Source organism: Streptomyces sp. 2323.1 (genome assembly GCF_900221035.1).
GTDB classification, from domain to species: Bacteria; Actinomycetota; Actinomycetes; order Streptomycetales; family Streptomycetaceae; genus Streptomyces; species Streptomyces sioyaensis.
On sequence record NZ_LT907981.1, the window covers coordinates 94,252 to 112,079 of the forward strand.

Genomic DNA, 17,828 nt, shown 5'->3' on the forward strand with positions numbered 1-17,828 from the left:
TCATTCACAGAAACTTCACAGCTGCGCGAGTTAACCCCGCCCCAAGTTTCACCGTCAAGCGTGAGGCCCGTCACATGGCTGATACGCGCCAGCACGGCCCTGGCAGGTTCGGCGCCCTGCGAACACCCCAGCCACCGCGCAGATGACGAGGCTTGACGGCACCCCGGCCGGACAGCTGTCACGCACAACCCACCAAAGACAACGGCATCCAATTACCAAGGCGCATACGGGGCGAAGGGCGCAACACGCACACCCGGGCACCCCCTTGCTGGGCGCCCCACTAGACAGGCGGACGCGAGATTAATTGCATCTGCACGTGCACTCTCGGGACCCGAGGCCATTTCACGTCCCCCTCAAGAGTGAATCGGGATGCATTCTCTTGACGATTGCAGCGTTAATCAGAACGGCGGTTGCGCAGCAACCAGATGCGTGCAATCTTCTGAATTTTTCAGCCTCTTGAGCGGGCGCGCGGGAAGTTGCGACAATTCACGACCGATTCCCTTCGAAACCCTTCACCTCCGAGGGGCACGGGAGTCCGTCAGAACCTATTCTACCCGCCAGTAACTTTGTTGCACGGAGATCCGCAGACATGGCGTACGACCACAGGGAGATGTAGCGTCCTGGCATCCCGAATTGGGAAACCCCGGGGTGGCGGCTACCACTCCCGGGGCTCATTACGATCGACACTGAGGGTTCAATGATCGACCGATTTCATCGAGGGGCTTTTCCCGCGCCCCCGATGACGCGTGAATCTAGCATTCCGTTGTTTCCGCATGCCCAAACACGGGTGCTGCGTGCCTGGGATGTCACGGTGCGCCTGAGTGCCGTCGTAGCGGCAGTCATCTCGGTGTGGATGGTCGCCACCCATACCGTGCCGCGCCCCGTGGATGGGGCGCTCCTGCTTCCGCTGGTTGGCATGACAGGGCGAACTACCCTCCGTTACCTGCGGATTCGCCTCAACTGAGGTGTCGCGCTCTCGGGCCTGGGCGCAAGCGGCCCAGGGCCGAGAGCCGGCCAACTAGTGAACCGGCGCGGCGCGCTGTCTGTCGTTTGTGCTCCGCGCCGGTGCAGAGAACGCCGGATGGGGAGGGAGAAACAGAGGGTGAAGGTTCCGACGGGCTACAGCCGCTGTGTGTACTGCGGTCGGCGGTTCCTGCAGCGGACAGGGCCGGGACGGCGGAAGGATTACTGCGATAAGGCGTGCCGTCGACGTGCGCAGCGTGAGCGAGACGGCCAGGCCACGCCTCAGCCGGCAGGTGGGTGTCCGTGGGGTCGGCCGATTTCGGAAGACATCCATATTCTGGCTGCCCGGCTCGTGGAAGCCGAGCATCAGCAGGCTCCCCTGCCGGTGCTGTTGGAGCATGCTGACAACCTCACGAAAGAGGCTGGCTACTACACGGCAGCGGCAGTGCACGACGCCCGCGTGGCTGGCAGCGGGTGGGAAGCTGTGGCCGCGGCCGCGGGGGTCAGCGTGGCGACGGCCCGGGGCTGGTGGGGGGAGCGCAGGGTCAAGCGCCTTCTTGCCCGCCGTGCCCGACAGCAGTGCCTGTGCCTGTCCGGGCGCACCAGCGCACTGCGCCCTGCCGAGGCCGCGGATTCTTCGCCTGCCGGCGTGGACGAGGGTTGCGCATCGAGTGGGCGTGCCTCGGGGAAGCTGGCGTCGGCGCTGTCGCATTTGCAGCGCGACAGTGGGATGACCATTCATGACGCGGCGCAGCAGGCCGACCTGTCTCCGTCGTACGTCTCACGAATCCTGGCCGGGGATCGGGTGCCCAGCTGGCCGGTGGTGCACATGCTGGCAACGATTTTCGGTGGGAGGGCGCCGGAACTGCGCGTCTTGTGGGAGAGCGCTCAGGGTATGTCCTACCCCGCCCGCCAGGATGTGCACAGCGCGGCGCAGCGCTTGCAGGATGCGTTGCGGGGGCTCTATCTCGCGGCTTCGTGCCCCGAACTAGCACGCGCGGGGTGCCGGGGGCTGACCGCGCAGGCAGCGGGTGAAGCTTTGCGCGGGGAGGTCGTGCCCGATTGGCCTACGACCAGTGCGCTCATCACATGGCTCGGTGGGCACCCTGCCGATATTCGGCCTCTGTGGGAGGACGTTCACTACGCCTTTCTGACCTCGCACGACGTTTTCCCCTGTGGTGGGCTGCCCCGCTCCGGTCTGCCTGAGCCCGAGTCCGGCGACGGTTCGGGGGCGCTGTGATCGGCAGGGTGATTCGGTGGGCCGTGCTGTCAGCGGGTGGAGAGCGATGATCCGCCCTCCGCGCGGGAGCGCAGGCGATGCGCTGTCGTGGGGCGAGGGCAGGGGCGAGGCGGCTGCTATCGCGTCGCTGGGGTATACCGCGTTTCGGCTTCTGTATGAGGACAGGTATCTGGAGTATGCAGAGATCCGCCTCGGTGACCGACAATGCGGCTTGAGCGCGGTGTTGGCAGCGTTGGGGGCGTTGTCGGCCATCTGGGGTGAGGTGCTGCGCAGTTCGTGTCCGGCAGCGATGGCCTGGCGGGTCCTGGAGCATGCCGTCTCCGCCAGCCGGGCTGCTGCGTCCGGACCAGGTGGTGACGCAGTCGTTCTGCACGATGTGCTGCCCGCGGAACAGGCAGATGCTGTGCTGCTCCACCACCGTATGGGCATGTCTCCAAGGGAGGCAGCAGACCTCATGGGGATCCATGTCTCTGCCTTGGCGGCTCTCTTGCGGATAGCCGAGCGCAAAGTGCCGCCTCACATCGCGAGCGTCTTGGGAATGTCCCCGGGAGGGTGACCATGTGCTCCGGCGCAGCCGAGGAGGCAGTTGCTGCGCCGGTGCGCTGATTCTCTCCCCGGTTCGGCTGATTCACTCCGGAGTGCTGCCGTCCCTCCTTCGGGGACTGGCCCTGGTCCAACCTGCTCTCTAGCATGGGGCGTTCCATCGGCTGAAGCGTCCCGGCGGCTGCGAGGGGCGGGCGGACCAGGGAGAGAAACCCCATTTCTCACGCCATTGATGTCACCAAGCCCAGTGTGGCTCGTATGTACGACTGGCTCCTGGGCGGCAAGGACAATTACGCCTCCGACCGACGGGCGTGCGCTCAGTTGCTCAAGCTCGCACCCAGCACTCGGGATCTGGCTCTCACGAACAGGCTTTTTCTGAAGCGGGTGGTGCGGGTCTTGGCGGAGCGGTACGGCGTGAGGCAGTTCCTTGATCACGGCTCTGGTTTGCCAACTCAGGACAACGTCCACCAGGTCGCGCAGCGCGTGAGCCGTAATGCGCGGGTCGTCTACATCGACAACGACCCCATGGTTCTCGCTCACGGCCGCACCCTCTTAGACGAGAACGACGGAACGGCGGTCATTCAGGCAGACATGACCGATACCGACCGAATCTTTGAGAATGAGGACGTTGGGAGGCTTATCGACTTCGGCCAACCGGTGGCCGCTCTGTTCGTTTCCGTACTTCACTGCCTGACGGACAAGGAAGACCCGGCCGGCGTCGTTAGCCGCGTCGCTCAGCGTCTGGCGCCAGGCAGCTTCCTGGTGATCTGCCAACTCATCAGCGACGACGCCGAGTTCAGGACTGAGGCGACAGCGTTTATGCAGGAAATCACCGGTAGGTGGGGAAGGGTCAGAGAGCGTCACGAAGTTGACGCCTTTTTCCGCGACATGGACGTGGTCCAGCCAGGACTGGTGGAAGTCTCGGAGTGGCTGCCCGACTCCGATCTCGCTCCACGTCAGCGCTCGTCCGAGTGGATCGAGTACGGCGGGGTCGGCCGCACCCGGTAGATCACGGGGCGGTGCTGCAGCCGACCGATCAGAAGGTATCCACGGAGGCGTACTTCTTGATGGCCTCGTCGAGCAGCTTCATGCTGACTCGCCTGCTTTCGGCTGCGTAGGCCAGCTCGTCGAGTACGAGCCGGTACGACTCCACGTCTGCTCGTTTGCTCAGGTAGAGAGCGCTGTTGAGCTGCTCAAGGTAGATGATCTCTGAGGGGCCGTTGGCCGCGAAGGCCAGGTGAGTGACGGGCACTCCCGGACCGATGCTGGCACCCTTTTCGAAGGTGACGATGCGGATGTTGATCCCGTCGAGTGAGGCCGCGCGCCGCAGATGCCGAAGCTGTTGGCACATCACCCTCGGCCCTCCGGTAGGGCGCCGGAGGATTGCTTCGTCAAGCAGGGCCACCATCTGCGGCCTGCCTTCTCGGTCGAGAAGCTGCTGCCTGAGCCTGCGCAGCTCAACGCGGCGCTGCATTTCGTCTTCGGTGACGTTGGGCATCGCGGCCTTGATGATCGCCCGTGTGTAGTCCGGGACCTGGAGGAGCCCAGGCACCAGTTGCGTCTCGTAGGTACGGATTTCGGTAGCCGAGTCTTCCAGGCCGATGAGCCGTCTGAGCCAGCCCGGGGTGATGTCGCTGTACTGGTGCAGCCAGGACCGGGCCTTGGCTCGCTGGATGAGCTCAAGGATCTCCTCGAGCTGCTCGGGAGCCTCGACTCCGTAGTGGCGGACGAGGTCCAGGACGTCCTGTTCCCTCGGGGGGCTTTCCCCCCTCTCCATCCGGCTGATCTTGGAGACGGAGGCACGGATCTGCGGGGCCACGTCCTTGATCGACAGCCCCTTGCTCCGCCGGAGGTACCGCAACTGTGCGCCGAGGACTTTGCCGGCGACGAATGGCTTATAGTCGTCCTCTTCGTCCAAGGGACGGGACTCCGCAGTAGACACCGATGACACCCGAGCCGTGAGGTCAGCGGACATGCGAACTCCTGTTTCGATGCTGGTAGCGCACGGGCCAGTATCGCAGGGTGATGTCCGCATGTCCGCCGCAGCTAGGTTTGGCTTGCGCTAATTTCAGGCTGTGATGTGATCGAACTCGCCGCTCTTGGCGCCCGTCACGAACGCTGTCATTTCATCCTGGGTGTAGACCAGCGCCGGCCCGTCGGGGTGTCGGGAGTTGCGTACCGCGACGTCCCCTCCCGGGAGTTGAGCCACTTCCACACAGTTGCCCTGGGCGGTGCTCATACTGCTTTTCACCCAGCGCGCGCTGCTGATCGAGTTCGCCGGGACTCCGTTGTCGAAGCGCTCCATCGTGCCCTCTTTTCGCTGTGCTGTTCGAATATCCGCCTGTCGTGAGCATGAGAATCCGGCCACCCCAAAGCACAGCAGCCGCTCCCCTCTCCCCCGCATGCAATCTCATATGCAATTGCATGGGCGACGGACTGCTGAAGATATTAGCCTCGTCATGATGCGGACGAACTCCCCCGGGAGGGTGTTCCTTTGAGGAGAATCACCCCTCAAATGGGCTGGCCTGAGGAATAGTTCAGCCGAGTCAAGGAAAGGATGAGAAGTTGACTGAAAGCGAGCTTCCTTCGCACCCCACGCCCTCCCCCGTGCTGATGGACTGGGGACTGGCGATGGGACTGGGAGTACCTCGCTTCACCACACGCCGCTTCACCGCCTGTCCGGCCGCACTTCAAAGAGCCCGCCGCTACACCCGCCAGACCCTGGAACAGTGGGAGCTGTCTCCGTGCGCCAGCGACGCCACTGCGATCGTCAACGAGCTTGTGGCCAACGCTCTCCGCCACAGCCTTTCCCGGCATCCGTCCTGTGGTTTCGGGTGGCTGGGGCTGATGTATGCAGCAGGCACTGTGACATGCGCTGTCCAGGACCCGACCCCAGATGCGCCCATCCCACTTCCTGCAGACCACCTCGCCTCCAGCGGGCGCGGGCTGCTCATCGTCACCACACTCAGCGACAGCTGGGGATACACGGCTCAAGGCACCACGGGCAAGACCGTGTGGGCGCGCCTGCCCGCCACCAGACAACACCGCCGGCAGCGCACCAATCACCGCAGTGCACGCCTGAGGGCTGTCCCGTCACTGCCGGCCACCGGGGGCCGGTAGCGTCGGCCAGCGGTCAGCTGAAGTGGAGGCCGACGTTCTCTTCGATACAGAGCTGCAGGACGGCCACCAACTGGCGGGCGTCGCCGATGTGTCGTTGCCGGAGCTGATCGATGCTTCCCTCTTGCTGCTGGCCGGCGATCTCCTTCAGGCGGGCCAGGATCGCGGTGCGTTGGGGCCCGTGAGGTCGGGGATCCACAGGCCGAGGGGTATCGACAACTGACACCCAGAAGGCCCCGCCCGGTGGTCAGTTGTTCTTTTGGGCCAGTGTGTCAGGCCAGCCGACAGGCGCCTGGTCGTCAGGCGGCGGAGTGTTCCTCTGCGATCACCAGGTACAGATGCTCGCCTTGGGCCCAGCTTTCCAGGTCTTCACGGCCGATGAGGGTGATGTCGTGCCGGGCTGCGAAGTGGGACGCGGGTGTGGTGAATCCGTTGAGGCCGACGATGACTGCTGTGTCGGCTCCGTGTTCCGGCCGAGCTGTGCCGTTGAACGTCTGCGTTTCTGTGGATCCGACTGGTCGCGCATACTGCTTGCACTGCAGAACAATCTTGTTGCCGGACGGATCCCAGGCTACGACGTCAGCGCCGAGGTCGCCGGCTCCGCCGACGCGCCGGGCTCGCAGGAAGCCATCGCGGGCTAGGAGGTCGGCGCATGCCTGTTCAAAGCCGGCAGGGCTCATGGCAGCCAGCTGGTCGAGGCTGTAGGTGAGACCGAGCGGCTCCTCCTCCGCTTCCGCTCCCCCATAGACGCCAACACCGTCGTCCGGGAGAAACAGGCCAACCAGGAATGCGAGAACGAACAGTGCCACGGGTGCTGCGATGAGCGCTGACCACCAGGGATGTTCGGTGATCCACCCCCATACGCCCACTGTGATCCAGTGCCAGACGTCCTGTGTGAGCCAGTGCCAGAACATTTTGGCGGCAGCCACGGCGAACAGGCCGCCGAGAACGAACTTCAACCACCGCTCGAATGAGCCGTCGTCGTACATCGACCCTCCTTTCCTGGTGCGCCGGTTAGTTTGCGATCGGGGTGGTTCGGGATGCGCGCCGAAGAACAGCTCGCCGCGCGGGCCTGGGCGGCAGGCGCAGCAGGTCGTGGAGTGGGGTGCCGTGCTCGGCCCAGGTGCGCAGCCGGTCCCGGTCGACCCAGTGGATCTGATGGCGTTCGCCCCATGCCTTGGCGTCTCGGGTGAAGGATCCGTTGGTCACCACGACGGAGATGTCGGCGCCGTGGACGGGGCCGGCGGTGCCCTTCACCTGGTACATCACCCCTGATCCGACTTTGCCGCCTACCTTGGTGTGTTTGGCCTGCAGCACGATGCGACCGCGCTGCCGGTCCTGACCGATGACGTCGGCGGCCTGGTCTCCCTGTCGGCCGACCTTGCGTGCCGACCAGCCGTCGCGGATGAGCAGATCGCGCAACGCGATTTCGAAGTCCTGGTCGTTCATGGCGTCGACTTCGGCGAGCGTGATCCGTAGCAGGGCAAGCATGGCGGTGCGGATTCGTTGTGTGCGTGCGGAGCGCAGCGTCCGCCATAGCCCATACCCGAGGCCACCAGCTGTGAGGGCGGCCCATAGGGGCCATCCGCGGACCACTGCATGACGCGCGGCGAAAGCCATCTGCGCCACCAGGGTCACTGCCGCCACGGCAATGACGGCAGCCGCAATGTGCTCGCCAGTGCCGCGCGGCTTCCGCAGCCGCGGTCGGCGCCTGGCCATCACCGCGTGGCCGGCGTAGATGCCGCAGGCCGCGGCGAGACCGGATGGTCGGCTGCTTCCTCACCTCCGAAGCCGAAGACCTGCCCCCACAGCCAGACCCCTGCGATCAGGCCGGCGATCGTCCAGCCGCTCATCTTCTTCCCCCGCGGACGCGGGTTGCGTCGGATGTGGCGGCTAACGACGTGGTACCCCTCCGGCGGCATACGTTCCCCTCCCATTAAGGCGACCGCCAACTGCGGTCATGCCCCTGTGAATTGGTGTAGCAGCGGGCACTGACAAAGACCGCCGGATGATCAAGGAATACGGCGTGGGCTAACCCCGATCCAGCCACCAAGCGCCGAGGCCGGCCCCTCTGTTCGAATTCCGCCACCTCAGGCGTGCAGTGCAAGGCCTCGCCACCGGCTCTGCGATGCCGCGATGAATCAGGACAGGATTGCGCCAGCCATCATTGATCCCGCTGCAAGAACAGGGCCTCATCCGTCGTGGAGCGGACGGGAATCAAATGGCGAAAAGAGAACCGCGTTCGAATCTGCTCAGGCCAGCAGTACACACCCGAGCAGCCAGGGCAGAGTGTGGTGCCCCGCAGGTGCGGCCGCGTGTGTTGCTTCATGAGCGTGGCTCTATGACAGAAGTCGCGACAGCAGGTAGAGCACTGCCAAGGCCCCCAGGACTGTTACGGCAATCTGCCAAGTCCTTTGCGACGAGGGCAGGATGAAGACCTGGAGTGAGGTCTGGCCTGGGTAGACGTAGTAGACCCGGTGCCGGTGTTCGGGCACGACCACCCGGGCCAGCGGCAGGTACCACAGGTTGGCCTCTCGTGCGATCTCACCGTCACGCGGCTTGAGCCGCGGCTTCAGGAGAGCTTTGAACTCACCCTCAAGGTCTTCGGGCATGGAGTCGTTGTGGGTGAGGAAAGCGTTGCGCCGGTTGCCGTACTCGCGTGCATGCTGCCGCGCCATGTACGGCAGGCCCGACTCAGGCCACTTGATTTCCTCGGTCCGTGGCTGCCGGCTGATGATGCCTTCGGTCCACGTCACGGTGTGGCCGGTGCCTGCACATCGCTCGTGAGCCTCGGTTCCCGCGCCATCACAGTTGGGGCACTCGCGTGTTCCCATGCCCAGGCAGGTCGAGCAGGTGACGTGTCCCTGGCCCCGGCACGTGCGCATGCAGCCTCGAACGCCCCGCACTTTTTGCAAGTGACGCGCTCGTCCGCTGCCTGCCGGTGTTCTTCGGGAGCCTTCCGGGTGCGATGGCCCGTGCCGTCGCAGCGTAAGCAGGCGTCGATGCCGCGGCAGACGCTGCAGGTAGTGGTCGCCGCACAGGACAGGTCCCCTCGGCCCTGGCAGCGCGAGCAGGCTACTCTCCCGTTGCCGCAAGGGCAGGGCTCCTCTTTCACCGATCCTCGTTGCACCAGCTTCAGTGTCGTCGCGACGGAGGGATCCTGCGGCGGGGCAAGGGGGTGCCGCCCCAGCCTGTCGTACTGCGGGCGGCCCGAGAGGTCGAGTCGGCCGCGGTGAATCCGCTCGTCCTCGGTACGGGCCTCAATACACCGCACGACCGTTCCCTCGAGGAGCGAGTGCCAGGTGATCTCTCCTGAAACCGGCAGGCCCATCTTGGGTGCTTCCCCGCGCTCGACGATGTGCTGTCGCACCGCTTGCAGGATGTCCGTCTCACTCAGCATGAGCCTCCCCTGTTCCAGCCGCAGATGCCTTCTCCGAGGCCGTGGTTGGCACCGTAGCCAAAACGCACGGCTGGCAGGGCCGAACCGGACAACCGGTACGGGCGCCAGGTGCTCATGCGCTTGCGCGGGTGTTAGCGGGGTCTCCAGGTGCGGATCTCAAGGTGGGTGATGTGAGCCTCAGGGTGGATGCGGCCGGTCTCCACAAGCCATTGCCTGACGGCAGCGGTGACATCTCCGCCTGCTGCATCTACACGCTGGGCGAAGTCGGCGGCGTCGAAGCCTCCGGTGGTGGCGGATCCGTAGGAGCGTTCTTCGGTGTGGTCGGCACGTTGGACGACGTCGCGGCGGATGCCGGGTGAGTCCGCGCGGCTGCCGGAGGCCAGGGTGAACCCGCTCTTCGGCATACGCACCGTAAACGCGAGGCGCAGCCTTTGGCGGGCTGCTTCGGCGATCAGGGGGCGTAGGCGAGCAGCACCGGAGGCGATGGCTTGGGCTCCGGCGCGGCCGGTGCCAGTGCCGGTGGGGGTGATGAGGACGGCTTTGGTGCGCACACGGGCGCGAGTGCCGGCGGCGGTGGTGCGGCGGGTGATGTGGGGGGCTGCCAGAGAAGCGAGTTCGGTGGGGTCGGTGATGCCGGCGTGGACGGCGGTGATGACGTGGCGGAGTGCGGGGACGAAGGCGGCGCCTTTGTGGCGTGTGTAGAACTGGGAGACGAGGGAGGCGTCGCGGTTGATGATGTGGGCGATGTCCCGTTTGGTGTAGCCGGCGGCGCGGAGTTGGTCGGAGAGCTGGGCTGCTTCGTTCAACTCAGCTGCGGTGTTGCGGTGTTGGGGTGGCATCAGGCGTCACCGCCGGTGCGGGTGCGGTGGAGGGCGGTGCGTCCGGCATCGCGCAGGGCGAGCAGTTCGTCCTCGGTGGTGGGGGCGGGGACGGGTCCGGTCAGGTGGCCTTTGTGGAGGTATTCGCCGGGCTGGCCGTGGTAGGGCCAGTTCTGGGGCGCGGTGAGGTAGACGGCGTCGGTGCGGAAGGCGACGACGGTGCCGGGGGGTGCGTGGAGGGCGCCGACGTGGGTGTTGTCGTCGCGCATGCGCATGGACAGCAGGGCGGCGCGGGCGCCGGACCAGATGGTGGCGGCCCATTCGGGGTGGGCGTTGGGGTCGCGGGAGAAGCCGGTGGGGCGTTGCCAGGTGACGTGGTCGTCGTCGAAGCCGATGATTTCGGCGTCGGCGGGGATGTCGCGTTCGGCGGTGCGGGGGGTGGTGCCGGTGACGGTGCGGGGGCGTTGGGCGAAAGAGCCGATGCCGTACAGGAGCAGGGAGCGTACGGCTCGGGAGGCGAGGTGGGCGGCTTGGCGGTGGGTGGGGTCGCCGTGGAGGTCGGCTTGGGCTGAGAGGGAGGCCCAGGCTTCCTTGAGTTTCTTGGACCAGTCGTCCAGGGGCTTGCCGTCCTCCCACAGCAGGCCGTCGAGGATTTCGACCTTCCAGGGCGCAAGGGGGTTGGACAGGGCGGTGTAGACCTCGGGGCCGCCGGCCCAGGTGGTGAAGGTGGTGCCGGGGGTTCGGGGGTAGTGCCAGGCGCGTTCGCCGGGGGCGGGGGCGGGCAGGATGCCGACGTGGTCCCAGCCGTCGGGGACAGTCACGCGCACCTGCCAGTGGCCGCAGCCGAAGAGGGCCTTGGTCTGCTCTTTCTCGCTCCAGGAGGCGAAGGTGGCGGCGGTGATGCGGCGGGGGGTGCCGACGGGGGATTTCCAGGTGTGCTTGGCGTAGGCGAAGGTGCGGTCGTACTCGACGAGAGCTGGGAGCTGGTCGGGGACAGCGGGTGGGGTCAGGAGCTCGGTGCGGCCCTGGCCCGCGGTGGCGTGCAGAAGGCCGCGCAGTTCCTCGGACAGGACCGGGTAGCCCTCGGAGAACTGGCCTCGGGCGGGGATGGTGCGGGTCCACAGGTCGCGGCCGGTCTGGGAGGGGGAGCCCATGATGACGGCGTCGGGCCAGTGGGCGCGCAGGGCCTTCCACAGCAGGACGAAGGCGTCGCGGATCGTGGTGGCGTCGGCTCCTTCGGGGTCGAACCACTCCCCCACCGACCGGATTTCGACGTGCTGGTCTGCGCCTTCGCGCTGGTAGCGGGCGACGGGGTGGCGGGCGTGGACGAAGTGCCCGGCCATGCGGTCCTTGCCGCGGCCGGTGTCGGTGCGCCAGTCCGTGATCGGGGCATTGAGCCAGGCGGCGACGGCATCACGCAGGAACGGGTAACGCCCGGCCTCACGGTGCCAGGGATCGCCAGCGGTGATGTAGATCCGCTCCACGCCCTCGGGGACTGTGTGGAAGACGGCCTGCAGGATGTCGCCAGCGGAAGCGGAGGCCAGATCGAGGCGGACGGTCTGGTCTCGGTAGACCAGCATGCCGGTAGCAGTGTCGAGGAAAGCGGTGGAGCGAGCCTGCTGGGTGAAGTTCGGCCGGGTGGAGGCCAGATTAGCGGTGTGGCCGACCCACCGGTCACCCTCAGGCCCCTCCGGCAAGGACGGCAAGGACCGCGGCACGCCAGCAGCAGCCAGCGAGGACGGCGTGCTTGCCGGAGGAGTTTGTGTCGGTGGGGCGGCCGCGGGCGCACTCGCGGCCGGGGCGGCGTGGGCCGTGGCAGGAGAGGCCTCGACCCGGGCCGGCGTGGATGGTGCTGCGTCGGCCGGCGCAGGTGTCCGGGGGCCGCGGGCCATGGACGGAGCAGCTGCTCCCGGAGCCGGCTCAGGCGTCTGCGCGGCGGGAGGCTCCTCAACAGATTGCGCGTGAACGTCAGGGGCGGGAGGAGCCGGCGCAGGCTGCTCGGGAGCGGTGAGGCTGTCCGGCGCCAGGATGGGGGCGATCGCGACGACTTCCGCGAGGCTCATGCCGGCCGCTGGCGCGATCCGCTCGGCCTTGGCTTTCTCATACCCGGCCAGCGCGGTGACGCGGCGGGCCCGCTCCGTCTCAAGCTTCGCCACCTCAGCCTGCTTCTTCTTGATCTCGTCACGCAGGGTGCGCAGTTCGGCGAGAGCGGCGGTGTAGGCCTTGCTGTCCATCGCAATCCCTCTTGGGTGTGGGTTAGTTGGCGGCGCTGCCTGTGGGGACGTAGGCGATCGCCCCGCCAGAGTGCGAGGCAAGGCGGGTGCCCAGCAGCAAGTCTGCGACGGCGCGGTCCCGTGCTGCGGGAGCAGTCAGGTGTTTCGTGGGACGGGTGAGGTCGGTGACGTAGCCGGCCAGGACAGCGTCAGGAAAAGCATGTCGGCCATACTCGTTCTTCTCCCACCGGGAAAGTCCTGTTAGGACCGCGACAACATACCCGGCCAGGGTCACCGGCAGCACTCCCCCAGCTGCGACACCCGCCGCGTCGCAACGCCACCAGCCTCGCAGCGCCTTGAGAAGCTCTTCAGGGGTGAGAGAGGCGGCGAATCCGATCCAGTCACGGTCCGGCTCCTGTACTCGCTGAGCGGCATCCACCCGCAGCACAGCGACCTCTCGGACGTCCAGCTGCTCCAGCGGAGCCCTGTTCCGAGCACCGACGGCTTGAACAACCTCCAGGGGGGCCATGACACGTACACCGCGGTGCGACAAGCCGGGAAGCAGTCCGGCGCGCACGAGTCGACGGAACGTGGTGACGGCGCAGCCGAGTTCTTCCGCAGCCTGCCCTGTTGTCAGCAGCACACAGCACCCCTACAAGCAGACTCAGATATCTGATTCGGCTATGACACTAGTCGCGTGAGCGGTCCAGGTCAAAGGGCACGCAACCGGCAGCTGGCGACGAGTGCGCCGCGGCGCTGCGCCTGAGCCCTCACAATTCACCCGCACTCAAGGTCTCGGCGGCTGTAGGCAGCCATGGCCAGGGAGCCACGGCCGCGCCAGCCGAGATAGGGCGGGCCTGTACGTCGAGGCCGCCCTCTTGCTTCGCGTTCTGGAGGCCAGTGTCGTCATCCTGATCGTCTGCCTACTGGCATGCAGGGCACAGATTGTCGTCGTGGCGCTCGGGAAGAAGATCGGACGGAGTGAGGTGGACCGTGTAGCACCTGGTGCATAGATCTCCCCCACAGGTGCGGCAGCCTACGTAGCGCCCGCCCGCATACTCATATCGCCGCTTTTCGATATTCGGATCGCTGCACACCACGTGTGGCTCGCGGCTCACCGCATCAGCTTCATACATGTTTTTCAGCTTCACGTGGCTAAGGTCTCGGCCCTCCCGGAACACTCGCCGCCAGTCTCCTCGCACGTGGAGTTCATCGGTGCCACACACCCGCACCAAGGTGAGCCCCTTAGTATGGGCCTGGTATGCCTTGGACCATAGGTTGGCGAATGCCTGTGAGTGGATGATGTGCATCCAGTCGGGGCGGCGCAGTTCCCTGTTGTAGGACGATTCCCCCATAGTCGAGATGAACTTGGCGTACAGGGCTTTCACGTACTCCACAGTTACAGGGTCGCCCTCCTCGATGGCACGGGCCCTGGCGTCCCGCAGCGTGGTCCGGAACTTTTCAAGCAGGCTCTCGGTGGATCCAGACGTGTAGGACTCGTGGATGAGAGGCGGGTCGCACAGTTCGTAGTTGCGTCCTGACAGGCGCAGTAGTAGCCGCAGGGTGGCCTCGGTGATCCATACGGGGCCGGGTTCGTCTCGGGCACCCAGGGGGTTGGGCAGGTAGGCGTCGCGTTCCCAGGCTGGGGGTGTGACGAGGTGAATGCCGGCGCGGCGTCGGTCGTGAGGTTGGGGATTGGTGAGTTGGAGGTGACCGAGGGGCAGGTGGGTCTTGAGGGCGGACAAGTATGCGCCGTTGATGTCGAGTACGGCCACAGGATCGGTCTCTCCTGGCGCTTGTGGGCGTTGCCAATTGAGGCGGGCTTCCCAAATGCGGTCAGCCGTTCGGGGGGACGGCTTGCGGAGCGCCTCGGGAAGCGCAGGGTAGTAGACGATGTCGTACCGGCCGCCTACTCGGCTTGCGTTGAGCAGACGCATGGCATCGGGGATCGCCCGGGCGGTGAGCGCGGCCGTGGCTGCGTGGGGATCGCCGTCATGAGCATCTAACGCTGCGGCGACGGTGTCGCGGATCGGGTCCTGGAGGGAATCGGAGTGTCGCGCTGCGGCGTAGCGGGGAGTGGGGATGCGACGCTCTGTCGCCGCGTCGCGACTCACGGGGTGTGAGACCGGCTCGGGCGACGGCGCGGGGGCTGCTGCCGCGCAGTCGGAGGCGCTCAGGTGCTGTGCGTATCCCAGGACTTGATGGGTGGCCGGCTTCCCGCACAGGAAGCAGGGGGCGGGCTGGGTGAGCGGCTCGCTGTCGGAAGCGGCTTGCGCGGAGGGCTGGGTGTGGACCTCGGTCGTAGTGCGGACACTAGTGAGGAAATAGCTGTAAGCGGCGTGGAACTGTCCTTCCGGCTCACTCTGGCCAGTCTCCCATGTGTGCAGAGTGGCAGTATCCACGCCGAGCACGTGGGCGACCCGGTCGGCGGGCAGGCCGAGGTGGCGCCGCAGCCGGCTGCGTTCGGCGGGTGGTGGTAGGGGGGTGTATGCGGCTAAGAGAGCGTCGATGGCCAGGAAGCTGTTCATCGTTTGGACTTTCTGGGCGAGTTGGGGCGCGCTACTGGGGTGGGGGCCGCGATGAGGCGGCAGGTTTCCGTGGCGTGGGCGACGTCGTTGCGTTCCCAGCTCGTTAGCCGGAAGGGCCTGTTGGCGCCGGATAGGTGAGCGGGAAGACCGGGGCGGATGTAGCCCTGCAGGTCGGCGTAGATGCGGGCGGATTCCTGGAGGAGGGCTGCCCATGCAGGGAGTTGGGCGGGCAGGTCGGCGCAGGGCTCTGCAGGGGTGGAAAGCAGCAGGTGGGGCAGTTGATCGGTGCCGTAGCCGGTCAGCGCGCGGACGGCGACGGCTGCGGCGTAGAGCGGGTGGGCGATGCGGGCGTGGATGCGCTGGGATACGACGTCGTGGTGGGCAGTGGTGAGGGTGACGGCAGGGGGCGGGTTGTCGTGCGAGGGGAGGCGGGTGGGGACACCGCGGCAGCTGGTCGTGGTCTCCTCTGGCTCCCCCCGTGGGTGCCGGGGGCGTGGAGGCAGCTGATACCAGGACTCGTCGTCGGCACCAGGGAAGAGGGCGGGCTGCCACCAGGGGTAGCGGGCTGAGGGCGTACCGGGGAGGGGGGTGTGGAGGTGCTGGTAGGCGGCTTCTGGGGTGTCAAGGCTGTGGTGGGCGACTGCGTTGAGGACGTGGTTGAGGACCTTGGGTGGTGGGCCGCTGACGATGAGGGTGAGGTGGATGCGGGCGTGTTCGCGCAGGGCCATGAGGTACTCGAGGTGGCGGCCGGTGATGCGGTGGGCGCGGCAGATGATGTAGTGGTCGATGTGGAGGGCCTGGGTCCAGGCTGCTGTTATCCGCCAGGATTCGTCGGCGTTTCCGATCCACCATGGTGGATCGGTGTTGGGCGGCGGCAGGTGCTTGCCCAGTGCACGGATGAGGTCGTGGGCGAGGAAGGCGGGCGTGGTGCCCAGCGGGGTGGGGTGGACGGCGATCCGGCCCTGTGCGGGCTGGTGGGCGGCAAGGGCTCTGGTGGTGTAGACGGGTTGGTCGTGTGGGTCGGTAATGACGGTGATCGGCGGCAGGTGGGGGTCGGTGTGGTCGGGTGACCACTGGGGTGTCCACCTGTGGATGGCGTCCGCGGGTTCGGTGTGTGGGGTCATGGGCTGTGGACCGGTCTGGTTTGGAGGCGGCTCAGGAGGGTGGCTGGGTCGGGCGGGCGGTTGGGGTGTCGGCGCAGGGTTGCGTTGAGCTGGTGTGTCAGGGCGGCCCAGCGGCGGAAGTTGCCGTGGGCCCACAGGCTGTCCAGGTGGGTGAGGGTGGCAGGGGGGATGTCTTGCCATAGCGAGTGGAAGGCGGGCAGGACGTCGAGAACTTCGTCCGCATCGAGCGGTTCCATGTGGTGCCAGGTGGTGATTCGGCTGAGCAGTGCCGGCTGGGAGCGCAGGGCCTTGAGGCGGGGTCGGCTGGCGAGGAGTACGACGGTGACCTGCGGGATGGGGTCGTCGTGGAGGTAGCGCAGGTATTCGATGCAGGAGGCCGACAGCTGGTGGGCTTCATCGATGGCGAGCAGGTGGGGCTGCGCCAGGGCATGGCGGAGGTAGTCATCGCAGATGCCGGGGTCGGTGGGCGGGTTGTCGGGGAGGCTGAGGGCGCGGTAGAGGCTGTGGCGTAGGTCGTCGGGTCGAGCCTGGGGACGTGGCAGCAGCCTCAGCGCTGGCAGGGCGGGGCGCTGGTCGCACAGGGTGTGGAGGGTGAAGGTCTTGCCGACGCCGGGGTCGGCGGTCAGGCACATCATGCTCTGGATACTTAGCGTCTGGTCGAGGGCGCGGGCGGCGGCCCGCACCGCGAGGGTGGTCACGGTGCCGGCGCCGGGAAGGTTGAGGTAGTGGCCTGCGAGGGAGTCGCTGCCGTGGGGCTGGGTCATCCGGCGTCCTGGTCGGGGCGGCGGGTCTTTCGGCGGTGGGGCAGGGCGCGGCGGATGGCCCAGCGGGCGACGGTTTCGTCGACTTCGGTCAGGCCGCGGCGCTTCATGCCTTCGAGGATGTGGTAGGTGAGCTTGGACCACATGCGGAAGGTGCCGCCGGCGCCTTCGTCGTAGACGTAGTCGATAAGTGCGGGGTCGGCGTTGGCCCACACGGGGTGGAAGTGGGGGATGGTGCGCTGGACCTCGTCGGCCTCCATGGGAGCGAATTCCTGCCAGATGTAGATCCGGGAGGCGAGGGCAGGTTCGCTGAAGAGGGTCTTGTAGGCCTCCTCTCCTCCGACGAAGAGGACGGCGGGACGGTTCTTACCCTTGCCGGTGTCCCACAGGTGGCGCACGAACTCAAAGCATTCGCGGCTGAATTGCTGGGCTTCGTCGCAGACCAAGACGTAGGACTTGCGGGTGAGGGTCCGCTTGAGGAGGCGGTCGAACTCGCTGGGGTGGGAAGGCGGTTCGCCTTCGAGGTGAAGTTCGTTGAACAGTTCTTGGCGGATGTCTCGGGGGGTGGGGCGGGAGCGGAACTGCAGCAGTAGGACGCGGTCGGCGGCTACTTCCTTCAAGGCTGCCAGGACGGAGAAGGTTTTGCCGAGGCCGGCGTCGCCGTAGATGCAGGACATCGCACGGGCTTCGATGGTGTCGGCGATGTTTTCGCTGGCTTCGAGGAGGGCTTCGGTGGCGACGATGCGGGCGTCGGCGAGGTTGAGGTAGAAGTCGGGCTCGCCGACGGTCTCCTCGTCCTCCGGATTGGGCGATGCCGCGGTGGTGTCGGTCATGTTGGTGTCCTTCTCGGGCTGGGGTGCGTGGTCGGGGGTTTGGGGTTGCGGTTGTGCCGATGGGCTGGGGTGAAGGGGTTGCTGGGCATCCGCGGTGCCCAGGAGTTGTCCGGTTGAGGCGTCGCACACCTCGACGGTGTCCCGGCCGCAGGGGCCGATGCGGACGGTGCGGTTGGCGTGGGCAGTCATCCAGGTGGCGGTGTAGGGGCGGCCGCACCAGTACATGGCCTGGCTTCGGATGACCCAAGTAGTTCCGCGTGGAGGTGGTGCGGAGGCTGTGGTCACGGT

General features: G+C 66.6%; 17 protein-coding genes. 4 read left to right on the forward strand and 13 right to left on the reverse strand.

Translation table 11 applies throughout. From position 1 onward, the window contains the following. The first annotated feature begins 1,315 nt into the window (after positions 1-1,315). The 3 genes from CPH93_RS00355 (at position 1,316) to CPH93_RS00365 (ending at position 3,754) form a co-directional block, all read left to right on the forward strand. Positions 1,316-2,203, forward strand: a complete 888-nt coding sequence (locus CPH93_RS00355) for a helix-turn-helix domain-containing protein (RefSeq protein ID WP_159394929.1) — start codon at positions 1,316-1,318, stop codon at positions 2,201-2,203. Between the two features lie 289 nt (positions 2,204-2,492). After that, a complete protein-coding gene (locus CPH93_RS37510) occupies positions 2,493-2,759 on the forward strand; it encodes a sigma factor-like helix-turn-helix DNA-binding protein (RefSeq protein WP_443031478.1) in 267 nt (88 codons plus the stop codon). 203 nt (positions 2,760-2,962) lie between these two features. Further along, entirely contained in the window at positions 2,963-3,754 is a 792-nt protein-coding gene (locus CPH93_RS00365) for an SAM-dependent methyltransferase (protein ID WP_269460169.1), read from the forward strand. Positions 3,755-3,782: 28 nt separating this feature from the next. Here CPH93_RS00365 and CPH93_RS00370 read toward each other — a convergent pair whose 3' ends face one another. Next, positions 3,783-4,721: a helix-turn-helix domain-containing protein gene (locus CPH93_RS00370; RefSeq protein WP_096211548.1), complete on the reverse strand. Its 939-nt coding sequence runs from the start codon at positions 4,719-4,721 to the stop codon at positions 3,783-3,785. Positions 4,722-4,814: 93 nt separating this feature from the next. Beyond that, positions 4,815-5,051 carry a DUF397 domain-containing protein gene (locus CPH93_RS00375; protein ID WP_096211549.1) on the reverse strand — a complete coding sequence of 79 codons (237 nt, stop codon included), beginning with the start codon at positions 5,049-5,051 and terminating at the stop codon, positions 4,815-4,817. A 326-nt stretch (positions 5,052-5,377) separates the two neighbouring features. Here CPH93_RS00375 and CPH93_RS37515 point away from each other — a divergent pair, with 326 nt between their 5' ends. Next, the gene (locus CPH93_RS37515) at positions 5,378-5,866 is read left to right on the forward strand and encodes an ATP-binding protein (protein ID WP_443031479.1); all 489 of its coding nucleotides are present in this window, start codon (positions 5,378-5,380) and stop codon (positions 5,864-5,866) included. A 13-nt stretch (positions 5,867-5,879) separates the two neighbouring features. On the opposite strand, the gene CPH93_RS35635 is transcribed toward CPH93_RS37515, so the two are convergent. From CPH93_RS35635 to CPH93_RS00440, 11 genes are all read right to left on the reverse strand, one after another. Beyond that, positions 5,880-6,062 (reverse strand): hypothetical protein, encoded by a 183-nt coding sequence (locus tag CPH93_RS35635; RefSeq protein WP_159394931.1) that lies wholly within the window; start codon positions 6,060-6,062, stop codon positions 5,880-5,882. Between the two features lie 100 nt (positions 6,063-6,162). Then, positions 6,163-6,852, reverse strand: a complete 690-nt coding sequence (locus CPH93_RS00390; RefSeq protein WP_096211552.1) for a restriction endonuclease — start codon at positions 6,850-6,852, stop codon at positions 6,163-6,165. 25 nt (positions 6,853-6,877) lie between these two features. Then, positions 6,878-7,582: a restriction endonuclease gene (locus tag CPH93_RS00395; protein ID WP_096211553.1), complete on the reverse strand. Its 705-nt coding sequence runs from the start codon at positions 7,580-7,582 to the stop codon at positions 6,878-6,880. Positions 7,583-8,202: 620 nt separating this feature from the next. Beyond that, positions 8,203-8,619 carry a hypothetical protein gene (locus tag CPH93_RS00405; RefSeq protein ID WP_096211555.1) on the reverse strand — a complete coding sequence of 139 codons (417 nt, stop codon included), beginning with the start codon at positions 8,617-8,619 and terminating at the stop codon, positions 8,203-8,205. 775 nt (positions 8,620-9,394) lie between these two features. Next, positions 9,395-10,102 carry a helix-turn-helix domain containing protein gene (locus tag CPH93_RS00410; RefSeq protein ID WP_096211556.1) on the reverse strand — a complete coding sequence of 236 codons (708 nt, stop codon included), beginning with the start codon at positions 10,100-10,102 and terminating at the stop codon, positions 9,395-9,397. Next, entirely contained in the window at positions 10,102-12,315 is a 2,214-nt protein-coding gene (locus CPH93_RS00415; protein WP_096211557.1) for a hypothetical protein, read from the reverse strand. The genes CPH93_RS00410 and CPH93_RS00415 overlap by 1 nt, the downstream gene beginning before the upstream one ends. A 22-nt stretch (positions 12,316-12,337) precedes the next feature. Continuing rightward, positions 12,338-12,937, reverse strand: coding sequence for a helix-turn-helix domain-containing protein (locus CPH93_RS00420; RefSeq protein ID WP_096211558.1), 600 nt, complete (start codon positions 12,935-12,937; stop codon positions 12,338-12,340). Between the two features lie 280 nt (positions 12,938-13,217). After that, on the reverse strand, positions 13,218-14,822 hold the full coding sequence (locus CPH93_RS00425; RefSeq protein ID WP_231977112.1) for a helix-turn-helix domain-containing protein: 1,605 nt from the start codon (positions 14,820-14,822) through the stop codon (positions 13,218-13,220). Then, positions 14,819-15,946 (reverse strand): hypothetical protein, encoded by a 1,128-nt coding sequence (locus CPH93_RS00430; RefSeq protein WP_096211559.1) that lies wholly within the window; start codon positions 15,944-15,946, stop codon positions 14,819-14,821. Before CPH93_RS00430 ends, CPH93_RS00425 begins: the two co-directional genes overlap by 4 nt. Then, complete coding sequence (locus CPH93_RS00435; RefSeq protein WP_096211560.1) at positions 15,943-16,710, reverse strand: ATP-binding protein; 768 nt, start codon at positions 16,708-16,710, stop codon at positions 15,943-15,945. The genes CPH93_RS00430 and CPH93_RS00435 overlap by 4 nt, the downstream gene beginning before the upstream one ends. Further along, positions 16,707-17,729, reverse strand: a complete 1,023-nt coding sequence (locus tag CPH93_RS00440; RefSeq protein WP_231977113.1) for an ATP-binding protein — start codon at positions 17,727-17,729, stop codon at positions 16,707-16,709. Before CPH93_RS00440 ends, CPH93_RS00435 begins: the two co-directional genes overlap by 4 nt. Positions 17,730-17,828 lie beyond the last annotated feature (99 nt).

Coding starts and splice junctions, on each gene's coding strand:
- CPH93_RS00425 (WP_231977112.1), bottom strand. CDS start 14,822: ATGAACAGCTTCCTGGCCATCGACGCTCTCTTAGCCGCATACACCCCC.
- CPH93_RS00440 (WP_231977113.1), bottom strand. CDS start 17,729: ATGACTGCCCACGCCAACCGCACCGTCCGCATCGGCCCCTGCGGCCGG.
- CPH93_RS37515 (WP_443031479.1), top strand. CDS start 5,378: ATGGGACTGGGAGTACCTCGCTTCACCACACGCCGCTTCACCGCCTGT.
- CPH93_RS00375 (WP_096211549.1), bottom strand. CDS start 5,051: ATGGAGCGCTTCGACAACGGAGTCCCGGCGAACTCGATCAGCAGCGCG.
- CPH93_RS00410 (WP_096211556.1), bottom strand. CDS start 10,102: ATGCCACCCCAACACCGCAACACCGCAGCTGAGTTGAACGAAGCAGCC.
- CPH93_RS37510 (WP_443031478.1), top strand. CDS start 2,493: ATGGCCTGGCGGGTCCTGGAGCATGCCGTCTCCGCCAGCCGGGCTGCT.
- CPH93_RS00370 (WP_096211548.1), bottom strand. CDS start 4,721: ATGTCCGCTGACCTCACGGCTCGGGTGTCATCGGTGTCTACTGCGGAG.
- CPH93_RS00395 (WP_096211553.1), bottom strand. CDS start 7,582: ATGGCCAGGCGCCGACCGCGGCTGCGGAAGCCGCGCGGCACTGGCGAG.
- CPH93_RS00390 (WP_096211552.1), bottom strand. CDS start 6,852: ATGTACGACGACGGCTCATTCGAGCGGTGGTTGAAGTTCGTTCTCGGC.
- CPH93_RS00435 (WP_096211560.1), bottom strand. CDS start 16,710: ATGACCCAGCCCCACGGCAGCGACTCCCTCGCAGGCCACTACCTCAAC.
- CPH93_RS00430 (WP_096211559.1), bottom strand. CDS start 15,946: ATGACCCCACACACCGAACCCGCGGACGCCATCCACAGGTGGACACCC.
- CPH93_RS00415 (WP_096211557.1), bottom strand. CDS start 12,315: ATGGACAGCAAGGCCTACACCGCCGCTCTCGCCGAACTGCGCACCCTG.